General features: G+C 68.7%; 3 protein-coding genes. All 3 read right to left on the bottom strand.

What is annotated here, in order from left to right; all coding sequences use genetic code 11:
- Positions 1 to 988, bottom strand: a 988-nt coding sequence (gene motB, locus D180_RS06085; RefSeq protein ID WP_017912090.1) for a flagellar motor protein MotB, incomplete at its 3' end; no start/stop codon positions are given.
- Between the two features lie 7 nt (positions 989 to 995).
- Positions 996 to 1,850, bottom strand: coding sequence for a flagellar motor stator protein MotA (gene motA / locus D180_RS06090; RefSeq protein WP_017912091.1), 855 nt, complete (start codon positions 1,848 to 1,850; stop codon positions 996 to 998).
- Between the two features lie 114 nt (positions 1,851 to 1,964).
- On the bottom strand, positions 1,965 to 2,253 hold a 289-nt coding region (locus tag D180_RS06095; RefSeq protein WP_017912092.1), incomplete at its 5' end, for a hypothetical protein.

A 2,253-nucleotide genomic window follows, 5' to 3' on the forward strand; every position in this document is an offset into this window, starting at 1 on the left:
CCGCGGGCGCGCCCTTGCCGGTGGTCGGCGCGGCGGCCGCGTCCGTCGCCGCGGCGCTCAGGTCCGGCACCTTGGTGTCGGCGTCGGGCTGCACCGTGCCCAGGGCGACGCTGTGATCGCCGTCGGCGGTGGCGGCGTCCTCGGCATCCTTGGTCATCACCACGATGCTGATGCGGCGGTTGATCGGATTGTTCGGCACCTGCTTGTCGAACAGCACCGAGGAGGACAGCCCGACCACGCGCGAGACCTTGTCCTCGCCCATGCCGCCGGCGACCAGTTCGCGGCGCGCGGCGTTGGCGCGGTCCGCGCTCAGCTCCCAGTTGCTGTAGCCGTTCTTGCCGCTGTACTGGGTGACGTCGGTGTGGCCGGTGATGCTGATGTGGTTGGGCACCTGGTTGATGAAGCCGGACAGCTCGTGGAGGATGCCGCGTGTATAGGGCTTGAGCACCGCGCTGCCGAGGTCGAACATCGGCCGGTTCTCCTTGTCCACGATCTGGATGCGCAGGCCGTCCGGGGTCAGGTCCAGCAGCAGCTGGTCCTTGAACGGTTCCAGCGCCTGGCTCTTGTCGATGGCTTCCTTCAGCTCCTGCATCAGCGTTTCCAGGCGCTGCTTCTCCTTCTCGCGCTGCGTGGTCTTGCTGTCGTCGCCCTTCAGGCTCTTGCTGCCGAACGGATCCTTGTTGTTGCCGCGCTGCATCTCGCCGGCGCCGCCGAGCTTGATCATCGAGGTGCTGGCGCCGCCGGGGCCGGCCATGCCGGGGCTCGGCGCCGGGCTCTTGCCGGCCAGCGGGCTGGGATTGCGGAAGTATTCGGCGATCGCCGCGCGCTGTTCCTTGGTGGTGGCCGCCACCAGCCACAGCACCAGGAAGAACGCCATCATCGCGGTCACGAAGTCGGCATAGGCCACCTTCCACGCGCCGCCGTGGTGGCCGCCGCCCTGGACCTTCTTGACCCGGCGGATGACGACGGTGGATTTGGTCTCGGCCATGACCGCGTTACTTGATCGTCTTCAGATGCGATTCGAAGTCGGCGAAGCTCGGCCGCACGTCGGTCGGCAGGGTCTTGCGCGCGAATTCGAGGGCGATCTTCGGGTTGTAGCCGCGCAGGCAGGCCAGCAGCGCGGTCTTCACCGATTCGAAGATGCGGCTGTCCTGCTCGGCGCGCGCTTCCATCGCCGCCGATAGCGGCGCGACGAAGCCGTAGGCCAGCAGGATGCCGAGGAAGGTGCCGACCAGCGCCGCGCCGACGTGGTGGCCGATCTCCTCGATCGGACCGCCGATCGAGCCCATGGTGATGACGATGCCCAGCACCGCGGCGACGATGCCGAAGCCGGGCAGGCCGTCGGACACCTTGCTCAGCGCATGCGCCGGCGCCATCGCCTCGTGGTGGTGCTTCTCCAGCTCCAGCTCCAGCAGCGGTTCCAGTTCGTGCGGCTCGATGTTGCTGCCGATCATCAGGCGCAGGCAGTCGGTGATGAAGTCGAGCAGGTGGTGGTCGGCCAGCACCTTCGGGTAGTTGCCGAAGATCGCGCTGTCGGCCGGGCGCTCGACGTGGTCTTCCAGGGCCATGAAGCCGTCGCGGCGCGCCTTGTTCAGCAGTTCGTAGATCAGGGTCAGGGTGCTGCGGTAGTCGTCGGCCTTGTACTGCGGGCCCTTGAACACGCCCAGCACGCCGGAGAGCGTCGCCTTGACGATCTTGCCTGGGGTGCTGACCAGGAACGCGCCCAGCGCCGCGCCGCCGATGATCATCAGCTCGTACGGCTGCCACAGCGCACCGAGTTTGCCGTTAGAGAGCAGATAGCCGCCGACCACGCTGATGAGGACGACGACGAAGCCAACGATGATGAGCATGGCGGGGCAGCCTGCGGGCCGGAGCGGGGACGCTCTAGATGTCGGCCCCGCCGCGCCATTCTGAAGGTGTGAACTGTGCCGGGTTTTTGGCGGCGGCCGCGCCAGCGTCGGTCTTCAGCCGGTCATGCCGCTGTCGTGGCGGACGCATTTGAGGGTCTCGCCCAGGCCGGCCAGGGTCAGCGTGGCCTGGTCCGGCTGCGACTGCCGGAAGGTATTGCCCAGGGCGTCGGTGTACCGCGCGCCGGTGGCGCCGCCGGCATCGGTGCGCTGCATGTCCAGGCGGGTGCCGCGCACCTGCAGGGCCAGGCGCTCGCGCGCCGGATCGGCGGCGGCCTGCACCCGTTCTTCGCCGCAGCGCCACTGCATGGGCAGGGCATCGGCCTGCAGGCCGGGCGCGGCGGCC

This window comes from Xanthomonas sp. SHU 166 (assembly GCF_000364685.1).
Lineage (GTDB): Bacteria > Pseudomonadota > Gammaproteobacteria > Xanthomonadales > Xanthomonadaceae > Xanthomonas_A > Xanthomonas_A sontii.

Excerpts from the sequence above, each read along its gene's own strand:
- motA (WP_017912091.1), bottom strand. The coding sequence starts at position 1,850 with ATGCTCATCATCGTTGGCTTCGTCGTCGTCCTCATCAGCGTGGTCGGC.